The 21,337-nt window shown below is 56.2% G+C and carries 14 protein-coding genes and 2 tRNA genes; 10 read left to right on the forward strand and 6 right to left on the reverse strand.

The window, feature by feature from the left end:
* Window positions 1–11 precede the first annotated feature (11 nt).
* The 3 genes from HEQ18_RS11315 to HEQ18_RS11325 form a co-directional block, all read right to left on the reverse strand.
* The gene (locus HEQ18_RS11315) at window positions 12–1,454 is read right to left on the reverse strand and encodes an NAD(P)-dependent oxidoreductase (RefSeq protein WP_432814795.1); all 1,443 of its coding nucleotides are present in this window, start codon (window positions 1,452–1,454) and stop codon (window positions 12–14) included.
* Window positions 1,455–1,613: 159 nt separating this feature from the next.
* Entirely contained in the window at window positions 1,614–2,414 is an 801-nt protein-coding gene (locus HEQ18_RS11320; RefSeq protein ID WP_397580524.1) for an undecaprenyl-diphosphate phosphatase, read from the reverse strand.
* A complete protein-coding gene (locus HEQ18_RS11325; RefSeq protein ID WP_432814796.1) occupies window positions 2,411–3,334 on the reverse strand; it encodes a complex I NDUFA9 subunit family protein in 924 nt (307 codons plus the stop codon). Before HEQ18_RS11325 ends, HEQ18_RS11320 begins: the two co-directional genes overlap by 4 nt.
* A gap of 195 nt (window positions 3,335–3,529) precedes the next feature.
* Between HEQ18_RS11325 and HEQ18_RS11330 the strand changes: the two genes are divergently transcribed.
* The 10 genes from HEQ18_RS11330 (at window position 3,530) to HEQ18_RS11375 (ending at window position 18,903) form a co-directional block, all read left to right on the forward strand.
* Window positions 3,530–3,616: transfer RNA gene (locus tag HEQ18_RS11330), tRNA-Leu, on the forward strand.
* A 135-nt stretch (window positions 3,617–3,751) separates the two neighbouring features.
* Window positions 3,752–4,630 carry a DNA methyltransferase gene (locus tag HEQ18_RS11335; RefSeq protein WP_432814797.1) on the forward strand — a complete coding sequence of 293 codons (879 nt, stop codon included), beginning with the start codon at window positions 3,752–3,754 and terminating at the stop codon, window positions 4,628–4,630.
* Window positions 4,627–5,919 (forward strand): Eco57I restriction-modification methylase domain-containing protein, encoded by a 1,293-nt coding sequence (locus HEQ18_RS11340; protein WP_432814798.1) that lies wholly within the window; start codon window positions 4,627–4,629, stop codon window positions 5,917–5,919. Before HEQ18_RS11335 ends, HEQ18_RS11340 begins: the two co-directional genes overlap by 4 nt.
* A gap of 78 nt (window positions 5,920–5,997) precedes the next feature.
* Window positions 5,998–6,819: an IS5 family transposase gene (locus HEQ18_RS11345; protein ID WP_432814158.1), complete on the forward strand. Its 822-nt coding sequence runs from the start codon at window positions 5,998–6,000 to the stop codon at window positions 6,817–6,819.
* A 655-nt stretch (window positions 6,820–7,474) separates the two neighbouring features.
* A complete protein-coding gene (locus HEQ18_RS11350; RefSeq protein ID WP_432814799.1) occupies window positions 7,475–9,721 on the forward strand; it encodes a DEAD/DEAH box helicase family protein in 2,247 nt (748 codons plus the stop codon).
* A gap of 176 nt (window positions 9,722–9,897) precedes the next feature.
* A complete protein-coding gene (locus HEQ18_RS11355; protein WP_432814800.1) occupies window positions 9,898–12,087 on the forward strand; it encodes an autotransporter assembly complex protein TamA in 2,190 nt (729 codons plus the stop codon).
* On the forward strand, window positions 12,087–16,247 hold the full coding sequence (locus HEQ18_RS11360) for a translocation/assembly module TamB domain-containing protein (protein ID WP_432814801.1): 4,161 nt from the start codon (window positions 12,087–12,089) through the stop codon (window positions 16,245–16,247). The genes HEQ18_RS11355 and HEQ18_RS11360 overlap by 1 nt, the downstream gene beginning before the upstream one ends.
* Entirely contained in the window at window positions 16,247–16,432 is a 186-nt protein-coding gene (locus HEQ18_RS11365; RefSeq protein ID WP_397605684.1) for a hypothetical protein, read from the forward strand. Before HEQ18_RS11360 ends, HEQ18_RS11365 begins: the two co-directional genes overlap by 1 nt.
* 75 nt (window positions 16,433–16,507) lie before the next feature.
* Window positions 16,508–17,179 carry a glutathione S-transferase family protein gene (locus tag HEQ18_RS11370; protein WP_397603911.1) on the forward strand — a complete coding sequence of 224 codons (672 nt, stop codon included), beginning with the start codon at window positions 16,508–16,510 and terminating at the stop codon, window positions 17,177–17,179.
* A 215-nt stretch (window positions 17,180–17,394) separates the two neighbouring features.
* The gene (locus tag HEQ18_RS11375; RefSeq protein WP_432814802.1) at window positions 17,395–18,903 is read left to right on the forward strand and encodes a YifB family Mg chelatase-like AAA ATPase; all 1,509 of its coding nucleotides are present in this window, start codon (window positions 17,395–17,397) and stop codon (window positions 18,901–18,903) included.
* 63 nt (window positions 18,904–18,966) lie between these two features.
* Here the strand turns inward: HEQ18_RS11375 and HEQ18_RS11380 are convergent.
* From HEQ18_RS11380 to rpsA, 3 genes are all read right to left on the reverse strand, one after another.
* Window positions 18,967–19,052 (reverse strand) — tRNA-Leu (locus HEQ18_RS11380).
* Window positions 19,053–19,109: 57 nt separating this feature from the next.
* Window positions 19,110–19,388, reverse strand: a complete 279-nt coding sequence (locus HEQ18_RS11385; RefSeq protein ID WP_296196381.1) for an integration host factor subunit beta — start codon at window positions 19,386–19,388, stop codon at window positions 19,110–19,112.
* A gap of 213 nt (window positions 19,389–19,601) precedes the next feature.
* Window positions 19,602–21,308: a 30S ribosomal protein S1 gene (gene rpsA / locus HEQ18_RS11390; protein WP_395616337.1), complete on the reverse strand. Its 1,707-nt coding sequence runs from the start codon at window positions 21,306–21,308 to the stop codon at window positions 19,602–19,604.
* Between the last annotated feature and the right edge of the window lie 29 nt (window positions 21,309–21,337).

Here is a 21,337-nt window from a genome sequence, read left to right on the forward strand (position 1 = left end):
ACTCCCAATTGTTAAGCCGCGACTTTTGCCAATTTTGCCTTGGCCTGCAACCAATCATGCATATGCTGCGTCACATCCCGCCCGTCGCGGATTGCCCAGACAACAAGGCTTGCCCCGCGCACGATGTCGCCAATGGCGAATACGCCGTCGAGGTTCGTCATCTGCGTCATATGATCGACACGCACGGTGCCCCAGCGGGTGACGTTGAGGTCAGGTGCGTTGAACAGGACAGGCAGGTCTTCGGCCTCAAAGCCCAGCGCCGTAATCACCATATCGGCGTTCAATGTGAAGTCGCCTTCGGGGTCATTTTCCGGCGTGCGGCGGCCGGAGGCATCAGGCGCGGCAAGCCGCATCTTCGCCACATGCACGCGCTCGACTTTGCCATTGCCGTCAAAGCCCTTGGGGCCGGACAGCCAAACAAATTCGACGCCTTCTTCTTCGGCATTGGTCACTTCGCGCTGTGAACCCGGCATATTTTCACGGTCGCGGCGGTAGAGGCACTTCACCGATTTTGCGCCTTGGCGAATCGCGGTGCGGACACAATCCATTGCGGTATCGCCGCCGCCAATGACGACGACGTCTTTGCCATGTGCGTTCATCGCGCCGCTTTCAAAAGCAGGCACAATGTCGCCAAAACCCTTGCGGTTGGAGGTGGTGAGGAAATCCAGCGCCGGGATGATGCCCTCCAGCCCGATGCCCGGTGTCGCAATTGCGCGCGCCTTATAGACGCCGGTCGCGATCAACACCGCGTCATGCGTCGCCCGCAAATCATCCAGCGATGCATCGCGGCCAACCTCAAAATTGGCGTGGAAGTGAATGCCCGCATCCTCAAGCCGCTGGACACGGCGCATGACAATGTCTTTCTCCAGCTTGAAACCGGGGATGCCATAGGTCATCAGCCCGCCCATGCGGTCATAGCGGTCATATACATGCACGTCATAGCCCGCGACGCGCAGATATTCTGCGGTCGTCAGCCCGCCGGGGCCAGCGCCGATGATACCCACCGATTGGCCGCGCGATGGGCCAATATCGACGGGTTCAACCCAGCCCTGCTCCCACGCGGTATCGGTGATGTATTTTTCAACCGAGCCAATGGTGACCGCGTCATGGCCCGAAAATTCAATAACGCAATTGCCCTCGCACAAGCGATCCTGCGGGCAAATACGGCCGCAGATTTCAGGCATGGTGCTGGTCAGGCTGGACATCTCATAGGCTTCGCGCAAACGCCCTTCGGCGGTCAGGCGTAACCAATCTGGAATATGGTTGTGCAGCGGGCAATGGACCGAACAATAGGGCACGCCGCATTGCGAACAACGCGACGCCTGATCCGCTGCTGCGGCGGGCGCATAGCGATCTGCGATTTCGGCGAAATCTTCGGCGCGCAATTCGGCTTCCCGCTTATGCGGATAAGCCTGCGGCTTCGAAACAAATTTCAGCATCGGATCTTTTGCCACAACACGCTCCTTCAGAAGCGCTGCGCGTAACGCGGCGAACATGAGCTGTCACGTGAAAATCCAATAATAGGGCAGCTTTGTTGACTAAATTAACGCATTTTGAGACGATAATTTACGCGCGCGCAATAATATTTCAAATTAAAAGGTCCGTATCGGCACCTACCGCATCGTCAGCCATAGCAACGCGGCTGTTCCAACGATGATTCGGTAATACGCAAAAGGGGCAAATCCATATTTGCCGACAATGGCGACAAACGCCTTCACCACAACCACCGCGACCAGAAACGCCATGGTAAAGCCAATGCCGATCATCCCCAGGTCGTCCGCGTTCAAAAGCGCCCTGTCTTTCCACAAAGCATATACCGTTGCGGCCATCATCGTGGGCACGGCCAAGAAGAAAGAAAATTCCGCGGCGGTCTTGCGTTCGACACCCATCATAAGGCCGCCCATGATTGTCGCGCCCGACCGGCTCACGCCCGGCAACATCGCGGTACACTGGACAAGGCCAATCGCCAAAGCCGTGCCAAAGGGGATTTCCTCAACCGTGTTAAAGCGCACCGTCTTCACCACGCGCTCCAGCAATAATAGGATGATGCCGCCTACGATCAACGCGATGGCAACAATCTGCGGTGTCTGCATCGCGGCGCGAATGGCATCATAAGCCACCACGCCAATCACCACAGCAGGGGCAAAGCCCAAGAGGATATTGCGCGTGAACGCAACGGGCCCAGCCTGCCGCTTCAACAGCCCCGTGCCCACCGCCCAAAACCGCCGCCAATATACCAATAGCACCGCCAAGATCGCGCCGAGCTGAATGGCAATCTTGAACGCGACTGAGCTATTATCGGTAAAACCAACCAGCTCGCCCGCCAAGATAAGATGCCCAGTCGATGACACCGGCAAAAACTCCGTCAGCCCCTCAATAAAGCCGAGGAGCAAAGCGATCATCGTGTCGCTCATGCTGTGGGGCTACTGCCAAAGCGGCCATGCTTGCGGTAAATGTTTAACCAATCGGCGGCAATGACATCCAACGGCGTCGGCACGATGCCATAAGCCGCCAACCCGTCGGTGCCCGTCACCACATTGTCACGGCCCAGCATCTTAAACTGGTCATCGGTAATCGGCGCGCCGGGCATCCACCCTGTGCCCTTGGCGAGCATCTTTGCAGCGATATCGGGCACTTCGATGAACAGGGGGTCGCGGCCAATCGCTTTGGCGATCCAGCGGTTCAGCTCCATCATGGAAAATATCTCCGGCCCGCCAAGCTCCAGCACGCGGCCATCCTGATGCACCAAAGCAGCGGCAACGGCCTTGGCAACGTCGCCAGCAAAGACAGGCTGAAACTTTGTGGCCGCACCAATAACCGGAACGACGGGCAACATGCGGATCAGCCCGGCAAAGCGGTTGATAAACTGGTCTTCGCGGCCAAACACAATTGACGGCCGCAAGATGACGGCGGCGGGAAATGCCGCATGCACCGCCGCTTCGCCGCCCGCTTTGCTTTGGCCATATTCGGCGTCGCTTTGTGCGTCCGCGCCAATTGCCGAGATGTGGACCAAAGCGCCAACGCCGGCGTCTGCGGCGGCCTGTGCCACGATGCCCGCGCCCATATTCTGCACGGCGTCCATATCGGCAAAGCTGCCCACCAGATTGACGACAGCATCGGCATCCATCACCGCGCGGGCAACGCTGGCGGGTTTGCGGATGTCGGCGTCCATCAATTGCACTTGGCCCAAATTGCCCAGCGGCTTGATATGATTGGCGCTATTGGCGTTGCGGCCCACAATACGCAGCCGCGCGCCTTGACCCAGCAGCGCCTGCGCGACGTAGCGGCCCAAAAACCCGCCGCCACCAAAAACCGTTATCAACTTGCCCTGCATATATGCTCCGTCAGCCAGCGTGAAGTCCTGCGCGCGCTTTGCACCACCGCTAAGCAGCTTTCAAGGCCGACATGTGCCTGGCCTGCGCGGCGCGTGGATTTAATCTGCTGTGCTTGGCACGGACGTTGACAATATCACCTAATCGCTTAAAGGAGCGCGCCTACCCGACATGCGGAAAAAGCCTGCATGTCTCGTGCCCGGATGGCGGAATTGGTAGACGCACCAGCTTCAGGTGCTGGCGCTGGCAACGGCGTGGAGGTTCGAGTCCTCTTCCGGGCACCATTTTTCGGTTCAGCGTTAATAGTGCATGCGCGACAGAGCGGGCGTAGGAAAAAACAGATTATATCAGATGAACATGGCCGAACAATAGACGTGAAAGCCATTGCGATTTTCTGTTGAAATGGCATAGCTAACAGAATGTCATTTTCAACCAGCCGGATTGCAGCGGGGCTTAGCCTTGATGATGTCTCGAAAGAGTTCCGGGTGCCGCCGGACACTGTTAGTTCGTGGGAGGCAGGAACTGCAAAGCCACCTGTGCAGATAGCAAGTTCGTTGGAGTTCATTGGCCGAATGAGCGCACAGGAAAAGTCAGACGGCATAAAACCTGCACAAGCGGAGTTCATTACAACCCGCGACGAAGGACCACTTTTCACGCCCGAAAAACTGATCAAATCGAAAAAGCGCGTTGCCGATCATGGCGAGGTTTTTACCCCCGATTGGCTGGTCCAAAAGATGCTCGATCTGGTGAAGGGCGAGACCGAACGGATTGATAGCCGTTTTCTGGAACCCGCATGCGGCAGTGGCAATTTCCTTGTGCCTATTTTGCAGCGAAAGCTGGCGGCGGTCGAGGCACGCTATGGCAAGAGCGATTTCGAGAAACGCCATTACGCATTGTTGGCGCTCACCTGTTGCTACGGCATCGAATTGTTATCCGACAATATCGCCGAATGCCGCGCGAATATGTTGGCAGTGTTCGCCGAGTATCTCCGGCTTGAAAGCCATGATGAATTATATCGTGCCGCCAGCCACGTCTTGTCGCTTAATCTGATTCACGGCGATGCGATGACAATGAAAAATGCGGATGGGGGCCCGATTTTGATTGTTGAATGGGGTTATATTGGCAAGGGCAAGTTTCAACGACGCGATTTCCGCCTTGATGTGTTGACGGGCATGTCGAGCTTCCGTGAGGAACGGACGCTGTTCGCACATCTTGGCAGCCACGAGATTTTTCAGCCTACCGAAAGCTATCCGCCGATGCGCGTAGCCGAATTGGCGGCGGCGGACGTGGCCGCATGACCCAACAGGCTGGCTTCACATTGCGCGGTCGCAATCCGGATGTTTTGACCTGTATTGCGAACCTGTCGAACGACGAAGTATTCACCCCGCCGGAATTTGCAAACCGGATGCTGGATACGCTTGCGGAAGGCTGGGCGGCTGGCAATAAAGGCGCGGATATATGGGCGGACAGCAAGGTTACATTTCTCGATCCTTGCACCAAATCGGGCGTGTTCCTGCGGGAAATTGCAAAGCGATTGATCGCGGGGCTGGAAGGGGAAATTCCGGACCTGCAAGAGCGGGTGGACCATATCCTGACGAAGCAGGTTTTTGGTATTGGTATCACCCGACTGACCAGCCTACTCGCGCGGCGAAGTCTCTATTGTTCGAAACACGCAAAGGGCGACCATTCGGTCGCTAAGAGCTTTGATAACGACGATGGGAACATTTGGTTCGAGCGGACCGAACATACTTGGATCAATGGCAGGTGCAAGTTTTGCGGTGCGCCACAAGCCCTATTCGTTCGAGATAAGGGCCTAGAAACCCACGCGTATGCACTTATCCACGCTGACGACGTCGATGCGCGGGTCGCAGAGATATTTGGAGATGACATGCAATTCGATGTAGTAATCGGCAATCCCCCATATCAACTAAATATAGGGGTCGAAAAAGAAAATTACGCCGTTCCACTTTATCAGCATTTTGTTTCACAAGCGAAAAAGCTTAATCCTCGATTTTTGACAATGGTCATCCCGGCTAGATGGTTTGCCGGTGGAAGGGGCCTCGATGAATTCCGAGAGGAAATGTTGAACGACCTGCGGCTGCGGACAATTGTTGATTATCCAAATGCAGTAGACTGTTTTCCCGGCGTCGATATCTCTGGCGGCGTTTGCTATTTTCTCTGGGATCGCGACAACCAAGGCGATGCGAAAATTCAAACTGTACAAGGTGATCAAGTCTCCGAAATGACGAGGCCATTGCTCGAAGAAAAACAGAGCACCTTCATTCGGTTCAATGAGGCAATTTCCATCGTTCGGAAAGTAAAAGAGTTCGGAGAGGAAAGTTTTTCAACATTTGTTAGCCCTCAAACACCTTTTGGGTTTCTGTCGTCCTTTAAAGACTACAAAGATAAAGCATTCCCCGGTTCAGTGGTGATCCATACCGTTAATGGAATAGGTCACATTCCGAGAGACACCGTTCAGAAAAACTCTCAATGGGTGGGTAAACATAAGCTTTTTATAGCCAAGTCATATGGCGAGCGTGGTAGTTATCCATATTTGTTTTTAGTGTCTGACCCGAAATTAAGTTGAGTAGTGTCAGCGAGTTAGCTTGACGCTTTTCCACATCATTGATTCAGCGGTTTTGCAACAACCCGAAGGATTTCAACGATGTGGACCGACACCACTCGCGCGCATCATGCACGCAACGGATTGGCTTTGCCAAGTGATTTAACTGATGAGGAGTGGGCGGTTCTGGAACCGTTTTTTCCGCTGCCGTCCTTTGTCGGCCGTCCGCGCAAATGGCCGATGCGGCGGATAGTAGAAGCGATGCTGTATCTGCTACGCGGTGGCCTGCCATGGCGGATGCTGCCGCCGGGCTTTCCACCTTCCTCGACGGTGCAGCGTTGGTTTTACGCTTGGCGCGATGATGGCACATGGCAACGGATCAACCATTATCTGATCCAGGATGCCCGGGTGGCGCAGGGTAGCGAGGCTTCACCCAGCGCCGGAGTGATTGACAGCCAGTCTGTCAAAACGACGGAAAGCGGCGGCATACGCGGCTATGACGCGGGCAAGAAAGTGAAGGGGCGCAAGCGCCATATCATCACCGATACGAACGGCTTTCTGGTACACGCCATTATTCACAGCGCCGATATACAGGACCGCGACGGCGCGCCGATCGTGCTCTCCGACATCCGTTATAGCTTCCCTTGGCTGCGCCATGTCTTTGCCGATGGCGGCTATGCCGGTGACAAGCTCAAAACCGCGCTGACCAAGATCGGCGACTGGACCATCGAAATCATAAAGCGTTCTGACCGGGCAAATGGCTTTATTGTTCTACCGCGCCGCTGGGTCGTCGAGCGAACGTTCGCATGGCTAAACCGCAACCGGCGCCTTGCCAAAGACTTCGAGCGCAGCATCGCTTCCGCAACGGCATGGCTGTTCATGGCCTCCGTCCAGTTCCTCGCTAGACGAATCGCAAAACTATGATATTAAACATGATAATTATGAGTCAGACTCTTAGGCAAACCATTTCTTGGCGAGATCGACAGCTGCTGCACACAAACTTATTTAATGATCGGGCCATTTGAGAGTAAGCTTGAGGCTGAGTCGGCAAGAAAATACATAAAAACTCGGTTTTTTCGCTTTCTCGTCATGTTGAGGAAAAACACCCAGGATGCCATGCGGGGAGTCTATTCCTTCGTGCCTATACAAGACTTTTCGCAGCACTGGACGGACCAGATGCTCTACGAAAAGTACGGCTTGGCAGACGATGAAATCGCATTCATCGAAACAATGGTAAGGCCTGTTCTCGACGATGCCTAAACCCACCATCGACGACATCCTCACCCCACAGCCCGAGGCCCGGCTGCGCATTTATGCGTGGACGCCGAACGATCCGCCTGCGGCCTATGCCGGGCTGATTAAGATCGGGCAGACGGCCCGCGAGAATGTCAACGACCGCATCCGCCAGAGCCAAGGGCAAATGCACCAAGCCTATACGCTGCACATTGATGACTTTGCCGAGCGCGACGATGGCAGCGGCTTTCGTGACGGTGACATCCGCCAGCGGCTGATCGAAAAAGGCTTTGAGAATGTCGTGATTGGCGCGTCGCGGGAATGGATGCGCTGTTCACCCGCCGATGTGAAAACCGCGATTGCCGAGCTGAAAAGTGGGCTGCGCTTCACTGGCACGCACAACGACGATTTCCCGATGCGCGCTGAACAGGCGGAGGCGGTTGAACAGACTTTCGACTATTACCAGTCGCGCTGGGCGCAGGATGCAAAGGCCGTTCCGCGCTTTCTGTGGAATGCCAAAATGCGCTTCGGCAAAACTTTCACCAGTTATCAGCTTGCAAAGAAACTCGCGGCCAAGCGGGTTTTGGTCGTTACCTTTAAGCCCGCCGTTGAGGATGCTTGGCAAACGGACCTGCAAAATCACCAAGATTTTGACGGCTGGACATATATGTCGGTGAAGGCAGGTGGCAATCCCAGAGCAATGCCGAAGGACCAGCCTCTTGTCTATTTCGGGTCGCTGCAGGATTTGCTGGGGCGTGACAGCCTGGGCAACATCAAGGCTAAGAACGAGCATCTGCATACGACCGTCTGGGACCTGGTGATTTTTGACGAATATCACTTCGGTGCGTGGCGGGAGAATTCCAAAGCGCTGTTCGAAGGCGACGAAGAAAAGAAGATCGAATATGTCGAAGCGTTGCTCGGGGACGCCGACGTAGAGAAGAAAAAGGCGGCCGAACGCGCCGCCGAAGTACAGCAACCGCTGGAGCAGGAATCGAACTTCCTGCCGATTACCGCACGGGCGTATCTCTATTTGTCGGGCACACCGTTTCGAATATTGCGCGATGCCGAATTTATCGAAGAGCAGGTTTTCAACTGGACCTACACCGACGAACAACGGGCCAAGGCAAAGTTTGCCAAGGAGCATCCGGGCAAGCGCAATCCCTATGCCGCGCTGCCGATGGTAAGCATGTTCACTTACCAAATGCCCGAGGAGTTGACTTCGATCGCCAGCGACGGCGAATTCGACGAGTTCGATCTCAACGCCTTCTTTTCGGCAAGCGGGACCGGCATCCTCGCCACCTTCGCACATGAAAGCGACGTTCAGAAGTGGCTGAACATTATCCGGGGGTCATATAATCCGCAGACCGTGGAGCAGATGCGGAGCGGCACTAAGGCACCCTTTCCTTACGAGAATGATCGCCTGCTGCCTTATCTCAACCATGCCTTCTGGTTCCTGCCCGATGTCGCGGCGTGTCAGGCAATGGCAAATCTGCTCGAAAAACCGCAGAACCAGTTCTGGCGCGACTATAAGGTTATCGTGGCGGCAGGAACGACGGCTGGCATCGGGCTGGAAGCCCTGAGGCGCGTGAAAAACATGATCGGTAGCGGTTACGACAGCAAGACGATCACCCTTTCGTGCGGTAAGCTGACCACTGGTGTTACGGTTCCGCAATGGTCGTCAATCCTGATGCTGCGCAACCTGAAGTCACCCGAGACCTATTTCCAGGCAGCGTTCCGGGTGCAATCGCCTTGGTCAATTAAGAACCCCGAGGGTGACGACCCGGGAGCCGAGCAGGTTTTGAAACCGGTCTGTTTCGTGTTCGATTTTGCGCCCACCCGAGCGCTACGTCAAATTTCCGAATATGGCACCGGGCTTTCTCCCGGTGAGACGAACCTTGAAAAGGTGGTGGCTGACCTGGTCTCTTTCCTGCCGGTGCTGGCGCACGATGGCGCTGTGCTCAAATATCTCGATGCCGGTGAAATCCTCGATTATGCTTTGACGGGGACGGCGGGAACATTGCTTGCCCGGAAATGGGAATCGGCGCTGCTTGTCAATGTCGATAATGCTACACTCGCGCGCGTGTTAGCAAACGCTGAGGCGCTGGCGATTGTTGGGAAGATCGTCGGCTGGCGCAGCCTGAACGACAACACGATCGAAACGATTATCAACAAGAGTGAAGCGGTCAAGGATCTCAAAAAGAAGGCCAAGGATGGCGAACTGTCCAAGGCCGAGAAAAAGGAGCTGACCGACGAGGAAAAAGAATACAAAAACAAGCGCAAGCAGATTCAGGAAAAGCTAATCAAATTCGCAACGCGCATTCCGGCCTTCATGTATCTAACCGATTTCCGCGAAAACACGCTGATCGACGTTATCACAAAAATCGAGCCGGAACTATTCCTGACAGTCACCGGCCTAACGGTTGAGGACTTCAACCTTCTAGTGCGGCTACGCGTGTTCAATACCGAGCGGATGAACGAGGCAGTGTTTGCATTCCGCCGATACGAGGATTCCTCGCTACGTTACACAGGCATAGAGAGCCATGAAGGACTGACGCATATCGGGGGGTATGACACCGTTATTGCCGTAGAGTGACACAACGCTGGCGATCTAACGAAGGCTTAGAGTGAATGCAAGCCGACCCATAAGCCACCATTTACACCCCAGCATTGCGTTCTTGTTTGCAACATTTGCCGTTCGCACTATCGGATGTTCCCGGGCCAAGCGGAACCTTTTTGCATAAGGGGGTGTTAGGGCCGGGGAATGCCTGTTTGATCCGAACAATTGCCTTTTTATGTTTGACGAGCGCTGCTGCGCCGGTGCTTGCCCAAAATCCGGCGGCTGCGGCACCTGCAACGGGTCCGCATGCGCCTATCATAACCGACACGGAGTTTAACGCCGCCATTCCGTCGCTCGACGACGCCCCCTTGGAAAGCATCGAAGCGTGGCAGGCCGATCAGGAAAATCGTGCAGCAGACGGCTCTGCGGCGCAGCAGGTGGCGCAGACCGCTGCTGACCCGGCTATCTTGGCGGTGCAAGATAATGATGCGGTCGAATTGCTGCCCGATCCGCCGGTGACCGACCCGTTGTTGGACGATCCCTTGTCGCCTATCGCAAGTTTTGATGCCGAACCCCCGCCTGAACCCACGCAGGCTGGGGAACGCGAGGTGGGAGCCGTGCGCTACATACTGCGCCTCGATGGCTTGGATGCGGCTGCAACAACAGAGCTGGCCAAAGACGCCGATGGCATTGCGGTTGAGGCGGCGGCCTGGAATGATGTCCGGGCGCGCTTTCACGATCTTTCGTCGCTAAAGGAGAAAGGCGGCCGCGCAGATAGCCGCGCCGAGATTGGCCAACGTGCGCGTGCGGACCGGCAACTGTTGCTGGACATTTTGAACGGGCAGGGCTTTTTTGATGCCGATGTGCAGGTGAAGACCGAAATATCGGCAACACAAAGCGGGCCAGTCAATGTCATCCTGACCGTCCTGCCTGGCCGCCGTTATTATCTGGGGCAGATCGCTTTTGCAGGCCCAGCGGTGCAGCCGGCTAACCTTATCAGCGCCAACTTCGTGCCAAAAACGGGTGATGCGATCATTGCCGATGTCATTTTGGCGGCAGAAGCGAACATTTCTGTCGCATTGCCGCAAAATGGCTATCCCTTCGCCGCCGTTGGCCAGCGCGATATATTGTTGGATGACGCAAATGGCCTTGGCGACTACACCTTGCCGGTGGACCCCGGCGCACGCAGCTATTTCGGGCAATTGCGCACCGAAGGCAGCCCCGCATTTGGTGCGCAGCATATCGCCATATTGCGACGCTTTAAGACGGGCGATCTCTACGACAGCCGCAAAGTGGATGACCTGCGCGCCGCATTGGTTGCCACTGGATTGCTGTCTACTGTTTCGGTCGAAGCGGTTCCCGGCGAAGGCGTGGCACCAGACGGAACGCCTTATGCCGATTTGCTTGTCCGCCAAGAGGCCGCACCGCCGCGCAGTTTGGCGGCAAGTGCGGGCTATGGGACGGGGCAGGGCTTTCGCGCAGAGGGCAGTTGGACGCACCGAAACCTGTTTCCTCCGGAAGGTGCCTTACGGGTAGCAGCGCTGCTTGGCACGCAGGAGCAAGCAGCAAGCGTCGCTTTTGACCGCGCCAATGCCGGACGGCGCGACCGCAATATCGAGATATCCTTGTCGGCATTACACAGCAATTATGATGCGTTTGAGGCATATACCGGGCGGTTGGGTGTGACGATGGCGTTTGTCTCGACCCCAATTTGGCAAAAGAAATTCACATGGTCGATAGGTGCGGAAATCTTAGGCACGTCCGAAGATGCGTTTGAATTGGCGCGCGGTGCCCGCGACCGGCAGCTATATTATGTTGCCGCCTTGCCGGGCCAGGTCGGTTTTGACCGATCGAATGATCTGCTTGATCCCATTCGGGGCTATCGCGTTAATTTGCGGGTCTCACCTGAGGCATCGTTGGGAACGGGCACACAGATTTACGTCCGCGCCATATTGGACGGTTCTTATTATTATCCGGTGCAAGACAATATCGTGGTGGCGGCCCGCACGCGCGTTGGAACCATAGCCGGCATCATGCGGGATAATCTGGCACCATCGCGCCGATTCTATGGCGGCGGTGGCGGATCTGTGCGCGGTTTTGGCTATCAACGGCTCGGCCCCTTGGACCCGAATAATGATCCCATTGGTGGGCGAAGCATGAACGAATTCGCGCTGGAGGGACGCTATCGCTTTGGCAATTTCGGCGTTGTTGGCTTTGTCGATGCAGGACAAGCCTATGAATCGAGCATCCCCAAATTTAACGACTGGCGCGTGGGCGTTGGCATTGGTGGCCGCTTCTACACCAATTTCGGTCCCGTTCGGCTGGACCTTGCAACGCCGTTGAACCGGCGACCTGGCGATTCCCGCTTCAGCGTTTACGTGTCGATTGGGCAGGCATTTTAATGGTGTGGCGGCGGGTTGCTATTGCCGGTGTTGCCGTTGCGGCGTTAATGCTCGCGATAGTGATGGGCAGCTATGTTTGGCTTGATAGCCAGTCCGGTCGGAACTTTGTTGCACGCCAGATTGCGGCTTTTGAGATGGAAAATGGCCTCAACATCCGGATCGGTAAAATCAATGGGTCGATTTATGGCGACGCAGTTTTGTCCGACGTCCGCTTTCGTGACCCCAAGGGCGAATTTGCGCGCGCGCCCGAAATCCGGCTGGACTGGAACCCTTTGTCCTATTTTAGCCGCGGTATTGCCATCAATGCGCTGACGGCCAAAGAACTCAAGTTATCGCGCTTGCCCGCGTTTCATATTGTCCCCGACCGAGGCGACCCGCTGCTCCCTGATCTAGATATCAACATCGAACGGCTGCAGGTGGACCGCATCGTCTTTGCCAAGGCCATTACGGGGGAGGCGCAAGTCGCCTCATTGTCTGGCAAAGTGAAGATTGCCGACAGGCGCGCAATAATTGAAGCGGCCGCAGGCAGCATGCGCGGTGACCGCATCGTTTTAAAACTCGACGCTGTGCCTGACGATAATCGTTTTGATGTCGACCTGAAACTCGATGCACCAGCAAAAGGTTTGGTTGCCGGGCTACTTGGCCGCGAAGTGCCGATGAAGGCCAGCTTAACTGGTCGCGGCAGTTGGCGGAAATGGGATGGCGCGTTGACGGCGCAATTGGCGTCTGAGGACGTAGCGGACCTTGCGCTTACCGCGCGCGAAGGGACATTTACGATAAAAGGCACCGCAGCGCCTGCCAAAGTCTTAGCCGACAGCTTGCTGATGCGGGCGCTATCGCCAGTGGCAATGTTGGACATGGCGACAAGCTTCGACAATCGCGTTGCGAAGATCACGGGCAGCATCCGTTCGGCTGCGGTCGCGGTAGATGCAGACGGCGTGGTCGATTTGGGCAAAGGCAGCTTTGATGACCTCGCGCTGGATTTCCGGATTCTCCGCCCCAGCATCATCGGGTCGAATGTCAGTGGCGCAAATATTCGCGGCAGGGCATTGCTCAATGGCGCCATTGTTGGTCCCATGGTCGCCTATTCCGCCAGTGCAGGTCGGTTGGCATTTGATGCCACAGCATTTGAAGATGTGACCGTCACCGGCGAAATGCAGGCGAAGGCGGACCGTTTCATCATCCCTGTTAACGCGACGGCGCGCCGGGTAACGGGCGTCAACCAAATCGCGGGCGGTTTGCTGACCAACGTTCGCGTCAATGGCGATATTGCTATCGCTGACGGCCGTGTGCTCTCCGACAATTTGAAAATCCGTTCCGACCGGATCAACGCAAAAGCGTTGCTGGTCGGTGACATTGATAAAGGCGTTTACACCACGGCGTTAGACGGAAAGGTCGATGGATTTCAGGTCAACTCGGTTGGCCTGTTCAATGTCGTTGCGGATGTCGATGTCGAAACCACGCGTGGCCGTGGCTATGCGCTGGTCGGCACCGTAAAGGCGCGTTCAACCCGGCTATTCAGCCAGGGTTTCCAGAATTTCCTGGGCGGCCAAATGTTCGTTAATGCCGGCATCCGTTATGGCACCAATGGCATATTGCAGATCACGCGCGCGACATTGGTGTCGCCCTTGTTCCGGCTCAACAGCGGCAGCGGTACCTATGTGACCCAAGGGGGCGGTGTGGTGTTCAATGGTCAAGGCTATTCCAACCAATATGGCCCTGTGCGCGTCGGGATGACTGGCACCTTCGACCGTCCGGAATATCGCATTACGGCAACCAATCCGGGGTTCGGCATCGGCATGTCCAATGTCGTTGGCATCGTGACGGCTAGCCCGCGGGGTTATGCCATCGCGATGACGGGTTCGACCGATTACGGCCCAATCAGCGGCGATGTCGATGTGCTGTCGGGGAAGGGGCCGATGACGATGGATATCTTGCGCGGCAATTTTGCAGGCATCGGCGTAACGGGCCGTATCCAGCAGGCAGCGTCAGGACCATTTGTTGGGACATTGAAGGGGGCAGGTTCGGGCTTTGACGGAACCATCGCTTTGTCGGCGCAAGGCAAGTTTCAGCGCGTGGGTATTGACGCTGTTGCTATAAATGCCAGTCTTTCCGGCGAACGGAAGCTGGCCATTGGGCGTGGGATCATCAATGCGGACATCATATTATATAACAACCCGCAGGTCATTGCCGATGTGCAAGTTGAAAACGCGGTTGTAAATGACATCTCGATCGCCGCAGCACGCGCTAAACTGGATTATCGTGCAGGTGCCGGTGCGGCACAAATATTGGCCGAAGGCCGGAGGCAGGTTCCTTTTCGCCTTGCCGCAAATGCCGACTTCACCCCGCAATTGTGGCGGATTGCCGCCAAGGGCCGCGCCAATGGCGTCAATTTCGCTACCGACAACCCAGCGCGCATTGTCCCGCGCCGGAACGGCTATGATATTTTACCGAGCAATATCAACGTTGCGGATGGCAATTTGCGCATTGCGGGCAGTTATGGCGACGCCCTTGTCCTTCAATCGCGCTTCGACAAGGTCGATATCGCCGTGCTCGATCCCCTCCTGCCCGGACTTGGCCTTGGCGGGCGTGCGAGCGGCAGTCTGGACTGGTCGCAAGCGTCATTGGCGGCCTTCCCGAATGCGGACGCGCGGCTGGAGATCAGCCGCTTTGCCCGGACATATCTGGGGTCGCGATCACAGCCTGTGGACATCAGCTTGGTCGCAAGATTGCTTCCGACCGGCGGAAATGCCCGCTTTATCATCCGACGGCGTGGGGCAGCGGTCGGTCGAATGCAGGTTGACTTGACGCCGTTGCCCCCCGGAAATGCACGCTGGACCGAACGGCTGCTCGCTGCGCCCCTGTCGGGCGGCATTCGCTATAATGGACCTGCCGACACATTGTTTTCCTTGGCCGGACTTGCGGACCAAAGCCTGACTGGCAACATCGGCGTTGCGGCCGATTTTTCGGGGAGGGTGCAGACCCCGATATTGACGGGCGTCGTTCGCGCCAATGACCTTGTGTATGAAAATGATAGCTATGGCACGCGATTGACCGATCTGCGTGTGCGGGGCGTATTCACAAATGACCAGTTGGAAGTCACGGAGCTGAGCGCAAAAGCGGGCGATGGGACAGTGACGGGCAAAGGCATCGTCAACTTAAGTGCGGCCAAGGGCTTTCCTGTGCAACTTAACCTTGACCTCGACCGCGCCCGCGTTGCGCGCAGCGAATTGATTTCGACAACGGCGACTGGCCGGATCAGCGTCACCAACACGCCCGACGGCGCGGCCTTGATTAGTGGCACATTGCGTCTGCCAGAAACGCGGTTCAAGATTATCAGGCAAGGCGCGGCCAAGGTCGCAACCTTAACCGGCGTTCGCCGCAAAGCGCCAACGGGCCGCGCACGTGTGTCCGGCGATGCCGATGCGATCAGCAGTCTTCCAAGCAATTGGAAACTCGACATCCGGCTGGAGGCCCCCGACGAATTATATGTGAGCGGCATGGGACTAGAGTCCGAATGGGGGGCAAGTTTGCGGATCACAGGGACCAGCGATGCACCATTGATTTCAGGCGATATGGGACTTGTGCGCGGAACGCTTGGCTTTGCAGGCCGATCCTTTGAACTGGAAAGCGGACGCATTTCCTTCAACGGCGGGCCTGCAAGCAATCCATCCATCCGCGTGACGGCCGCAAGCTCGGTTGATGGGACGACGGTGCGCGTCAATATTGCCGGTACCGGGCAAAATCCTGCCATTAGCTTTAGTTCAACGCCTGCCTTGCCGCAGGATGAAATCATGGCGCGGATCTTGTTTGGAAACTCCATCGCCGAATTGTCTGCTATTCAGGCGGTCCAGCTTGCAGGGTCACTCAACAGCTTGCGCGGCGGGTCGGGCGGGCTAAATCCGCTTGGGGTGCTGCAATCGGCGACGGGTCTTGACCGCTTGCGCCTGTTGAATGCAGATGCGAATAGCGGTCGCGAAACGGCGGTTGCATTCGGCCAATATATTACCAATGACGTCTATGTCGAAATCGTAACTGACGCCCGCGGCTATACCGCAACGCAATTGGAAATCAGTCTTACCCGCGCGCTCTCCGTGCTTAGCCAGATTGGAACCGGCGGAACATCGAACGTCAATATTCGGTATAAAAAGGATTATTGATGCGCCGATTCCTGTGTTTGCTCAGTCTGACCGTATCTTCTTTGCTGGCGGCGGGGTGTCAGCAGGATTTTGACACGCAATATGCGGAGACGGAGCGCAAGGTGAAAGCGGCTGAAGCAAAAATCGATATAGAAATGGCAAAGGAAGCCAAGCGCGAACCGGGTGAAAATGGTAATTCGGATTAGGTCCTGACCCTAATGCCTGTGCTTTTAGGACGACGCCCCCTTCACTTTCTGTGTAACCAGTCCTAACAGATGCAAATGTGGCAACTCCATCAATATCCGCTCTGTCCCTTTTCGCGCAAAGTGCGTCTGCTGCTTGGCGAAAAAGGCGTGCCATACAGCTTGGTGCGTGAGAATCCGTGGGAACAGCGCGACGAATTTGTGCAAATGAACCCAGCGGGCCGAACGCCCGTGATGCGCGATTCCGAACGCAATATTACTTTGTCCGATTCGGTGGCGATATCGGAATATATCGACGAAACTGTTCCAACGAACCCGATGATCAGCGGCACCGCGCAATATCGCGCCGAAATTCGCCGCCTCGTGTCTTGGTTCGACGAACAATTTTATGGCGACGTGACTCAGCCGCTTTTGCATGAACGCATGAAGAAGCGACTGATTGATCGTCAGCCGCCCGAAGCCAAAATACTGCGCGAAGCGATGAAGTTGGCGAACGGCCATCTCGATTATATCGACTATCTCATCGACCACCGAGCGTGGCTGGCGGGTTCAACAATGACGATGGCTGATCTGGCTGCAGCGGCTCAGATTTCGGTAGCTGACTATCTTGGCGGCATTGATTGGAATGGACATGAGCAGACCAAGGCTTGGTACGCCATGTTTAAATCGCGGCCCAGTTTTCGGCCCTTATTGTCCGAACGGATGGAAGTCATCGCGCCACCCAAGCATTATGAACAGGTCGATTTCTAAGTTCGGAAAACGCCCGACTCTTCGACTGTTTCTTGCGCGCTTTGGGCATTGATAACGTCAAATTGGATATACCAACCGTTGGTATACTAACCGGCCGCAGTTGCCATCGGAGCCGCTAGCTGCGCAATAGGGTTTGTCGATCTCTGGACCGGTCGGCCGGACCTCCGCCGAAACGTAATCCCAGCGCGGCGGAGGTCCACCCTTGGGGACAGTATATGGTATCGATTGTTTCCACAGTCGCGTATCTCGGCTTGGAAGCCCGCAGCGTAGAAGTCCAATGCCAAGTCGCGCCAGGTATGGTAGGCTTTGCCGTTGTGGGTCTTCCCGACAAGGCCGTCGCCGAAAGCCGCGAGCGCGTTCGCGCCGCAATCTCTGCGCTGGGTCTGGCATTACCGCCCAAGCGGATCACCATCAATCTCTCACCTGCTGACTTACCCAAAGAGGGCTCGCATTATGACTTGCCAATTGCTTTGGCATTACTCGGTGCAATGGGGTTGGTGGATGCAGAGGCGCTAGCGCAATTTGTTGTGGTCGGTGAGCTAGGTTTGGATGGCAGGGTGGCGGCATCACCTGGCGTGCTTTTGGCGGCGCTACATGCCTCGTCACGCGGGCTCGGGCTGATATGTCCGGCGATGCAAGGGTCAGAGGCGGCTTGGGCTGGTGAAATCGAAGTCGTGGCCGCACCCGACTTACTGGGCTTGCTGAACCATCTAAAAGGGCAATCCTTGCTGCGGCCGCCTGAGCCAGGGCGCGCCGAGCCGCGCCAAACGGGCCCTGATCTGAAAATGGTAAAGGGGCAAGAGACCGCAAAGCGCGCGCTGGAGATTGCCGCTGCTGGCGGTCACAATTTGGCGATGGTTGGTCCACCGGGCGCGGGTAAGTCGCTATTGGCGTCGTGTTTGCCGGGTATCCTGCCGGAGCTTTCGCCCGCGGAAGCATTGGAAGTGTCGATGATTGCATCCGTCGCCGGATCTTTGGACGGTGGACGCTTATTGCGGACACGTCCGTTCCGTGCACCGCATCATAGCGCGTCCATGCCAGCCTTGGTCGGGGGCGGTCTGCGCATTCGTCCGGGCGAAGTCAGCCTTGCGCATCTCGGTGTCCTGTTCCTCGACGAACTACCCGAATTTCAGCGCGGCGTGCTCGACAGTTTGCGACAGCCCTTGGAAACCGGCGTAGTCAGCGTCGCACGGGCCAACAGCCATGTGACTTTTCCCGCCAACGTCCAATTGGTCGCCGCGATGAATCCTTGCCGCTGCGGGCATCTTGGCGACGCTGCTTTGGCATGTAGCCGGGCACCGCGTTGCGCTGCGGACTATCAGGCGAAGATATCGGGGCCATTGCTTGACCGGATCGATCTGCATGTCGATGTGCAGGCCGTCCGCGCCGCAGACTTGGTCCTTCCGCCCCCCGCCGAAGGTTCAGCTGAGGTGGCCGCAAGGGTGCAGGCCGTGCGTTTCCTGCAAAGCGCACGGCTGCAAGGCACGGGCTTGCGGACCAATGCTGATCTTGATGGCGATACACTCGCAGAATTTGCCACGCCGGACGCAGCGGGGCAGAAGTTACTGGCCCAAGCGGCAGAAGCGATGCGCCTATCGGCGCGCGGCTACACACGCATATTGCGCGTTGCCCGCACCATTGCGGATTTGGCTAACGTCACGGACGTTGGCCGTATCCACATTGCCGAGGCACTGAGCTACCGAAGACAGCCCCCACGCAACTGAACAGCAATGTGGGGCGGGCCTTGCATTAATCAGGAAGTGACTCAAATGGCGCCTCAGGCCAATTGGTGCGGATGGCGGGACTCGAACCCGCACGCCCAGAAGGACAACAGATTTTAAGTCTGTAGCGTCTACCATTCCGCCACATCCGCTTAGCCATGCGCAGACAGCATTACGCCCGCAGGGTCAAGTGCCTTTGCACAAACGGGTTATTTGTTGAGGCTTTCGCGGACTTCTTTGCCCGGTTTGAAATAGGGTACGCGCTTCGATGGCACTTCGACCGATGCGCCGGTGCGCGGGTTGCGGCCCTTGCGTGGGCTGCGGGCGCGGGTCGAAAAAGCGCCAAAGCCGCGCAATTCAACACGCCCGCCATCGGAAAGGCGTTGAATGATCTGGTTGAAAAACAGATCGACGATCTTTTCGATTTCCTCTGTTTTGAGCTCCAGATTCTCGGCTTCAAGCTTTTTGATCAACTCGGAACGGATCATATTGTGTCTCTTTCTTAAGGTTTTTTTAACGCGACGCAGTGCGCTTCTCAAAGTTCACTTTACAATGCTTTACAATAATGTCGATAGGTTGCCAGAAATTTTTCATTATTACAACGGTCTTCCAAGCATTTCGTGCCAAAGATATAAAAAACCCGCTCCTCTTGCAAGGAGCGGGTTTTTCACGGCATTTTGGATGATCGCTTTAACCGAAGTTTACTTCTTCACGCCTTTGAGTGCTTCACCCAAGATGTCGCCAAGCGATGCGCCGGAATCGGACGAACCATATTGCTCAACGGCTTGCTTTTCTTCGGCCAGTTGGAGCGCCTTGACCGAGAAGTTCGGCTTTTTCGAGCGGTCGAAACCGGTTACCATCGCATCAAACTTCTGACCAACCTGGAAGCGGTCGGGACGTTGCTCGTCACGGTCACGGCCAAGGTCGGCGCGCTTGATGAAGCCAGTTGCACCATCTTCGCCCGCTTGCACTTCAAGTCCGCCATCGCGCACTTCAAGAACGGTCACGGTGGTGGTGCCACCCTTTTTCAGGCCGCTTGCCGAAGCAGCGCCGGCTGCCGATGGGGCACCCTTTTCAAGCTGCTTGATGCCAAGCGAAATGCGCTCTTTCTCGGCGTCGATGTCGAGTACGATTGCCTTGACGGTTTCGCCCTTGCGATGCAGGTGCAGGGCTTCTTCGCCGGTGATGCCCCATGCAATGTCGGACATATGGACCATGCCGTCAACGTCGCCGTCGAGACCAATGAAGAGACCAAATTCGGTCGCATTCTTGACTTCGCCTTCAACGGTCGAGCCAACTGGGAACTTGTCTGCGAACGATGCCCATGGATTGTCGTGCGCTTGCTTGAGGCCAAGCGAAATGCGGCGTTTCTCCATGTCGATGTCGAGAACGACAACGTCGACTTCTTGTGAGGTCGAAACGATTTTGCCTGGGTGCACGTTCTTTTTTGTCCATGACATTTCCGAAACATGGACCAAACCTTCGATACCAGCTTCGAGTTCGATGAACGCACCATATTCGGTGATGTTCGTGACTGCACCCTTGAGCTTTGTGCCCACTGGATACTTTGCAACCGCTGCATCCCAAGGATCGCTTTCCAACTGCTTCATGCCAAGGCTGATGCGCTGTGTGTCCTTGTTTATACGAACGATCTGAACCTTGACGGTGTCACCAATGTTGATGACTTCGCTTGGGTGGTTGATGCGCTTGTAGCTGATGTCCGTGACGTGCAGCAGGCCATCAATGCCGCCCAAGTCAACGAACGCACCATAATCGGTGATGTTCTTGACAACGCCGTCGATAATTTGACCTTCGGCGAGGTTCTGGATCAGGCCAGTGCGCTGCTCTGCGCGGGTTTCTTCCAATATGGCGCGACGCGATACAACGATGTTGCCACGCTTGCGGTCCATTTTCAGGATAACGAAGGGTTGGGCGATGTCCATCAATGGCGCAACGTCGCGCACGGGACGGACGTCAACCTGGCTGCCGGGCAAGAATGCCACTGCGCCGCCCAAATCAACGGTGAAACCACCCTTCACACGGCCAAAGATAACGCCGTCCACGCGGTTGCCAGCGTCGAATTCGCCTTCAAGCACATCCCAAGCGGCTTCGCGACGGGCGCGATCGCGGCTGAGCATGGCTTCGCCGTTCATATTTTCTACGCGGTCAACGAAGACTTCGACTTCGTCGCCAACCTTCAGGTCGGCTTTTTGGCCGGGCATAGCGAATTCACGCAGCGCCACACGGCCTTCGGATTTGAGACCCACATCTATGACAGCATGGTCATTGTCGATTGCGGTTACGGTGCCTTTTACGACGCGGCCTTCAAAGCCACCGTCTGCGCCACCAAGTGATTCGTCGAGAAGTGCCGCGAAATCGTCGCGGGTCGGGTTTGGCGAAGTTGCCATAGGTTAGAGTGTCCTTACGTACATTTTGT

Source organism: Sphingorhabdus sp. (genome assembly GCF_050921905.1).
Classification (GTDB): Bacteria; Pseudomonadota; Alphaproteobacteria; order Sphingomonadales; family Sphingomonadaceae; genus Sphingorhabdus_B.

Bases quoted from the DNA above. Each gene is read 5' to 3' on its own strand.
- HEQ18_RS11375 (WP_432814802.1), top strand. From the start codon at position 17,395: ATGGTATCGATTGTTTCCACAGTCGCGTATCTCGGCTTGGAAGCCCGC.
- HEQ18_RS11385 (WP_296196381.1), bottom strand. From the start codon at position 19,388: ATGATCCGTTCCGAGTTGATCAAAAAGCTTGAAGCCGAGAATCTGGAG.
- HEQ18_RS11370 (WP_397603911.1), top strand. From the start codon at position 16,508: ATGTGGCAACTCCATCAATATCCGCTCTGTCCCTTTTCGCGCAAAGTG.
- HEQ18_RS11340 (WP_432814798.1), top strand. From the start codon at position 4,627: ATGACCCAACAGGCTGGCTTCACATTGCGCGGTCGCAATCCGGATGTT.
- HEQ18_RS11345 (WP_432814158.1), top strand. From the start codon at position 5,998: ATGTGGACCGACACCACTCGCGCGCATCATGCACGCAACGGATTGGCT.
- rpsA (WP_395616337.1), bottom strand. From the start codon at position 21,308: ATGGCAACTTCGCCAAACCCGACCCGCGACGATTTCGCGGCACTTCTC.
- HEQ18_RS11365 (WP_397605684.1), top strand. From the start codon at position 16,247: ATGCGCCGATTCCTGTGTTTGCTCAGTCTGACCGTATCTTCTTTGCTG.
- HEQ18_RS11335 (WP_432814797.1), top strand. From the start codon at position 3,752: ATGTCATTTTCAACCAGCCGGATTGCAGCGGGGCTTAGCCTTGATGAT.
- HEQ18_RS11320 (WP_397580524.1), bottom strand. From the start codon at position 2,414: ATGAGCGACACGATGATCGCTTTGCTCCTCGGCTTTATTGAGGGGCTG.
- HEQ18_RS11360 (WP_432814801.1), top strand. From the start codon at position 12,087: ATGGTGTGGCGGCGGGTTGCTATTGCCGGTGTTGCCGTTGCGGCGTTA.
- HEQ18_RS11325 (WP_432814796.1), bottom strand. From the start codon at position 3,334: ATGCAGGGCAAGTTGATAACGGTTTTTGGTGGCGGCGGGTTTTTGGGC.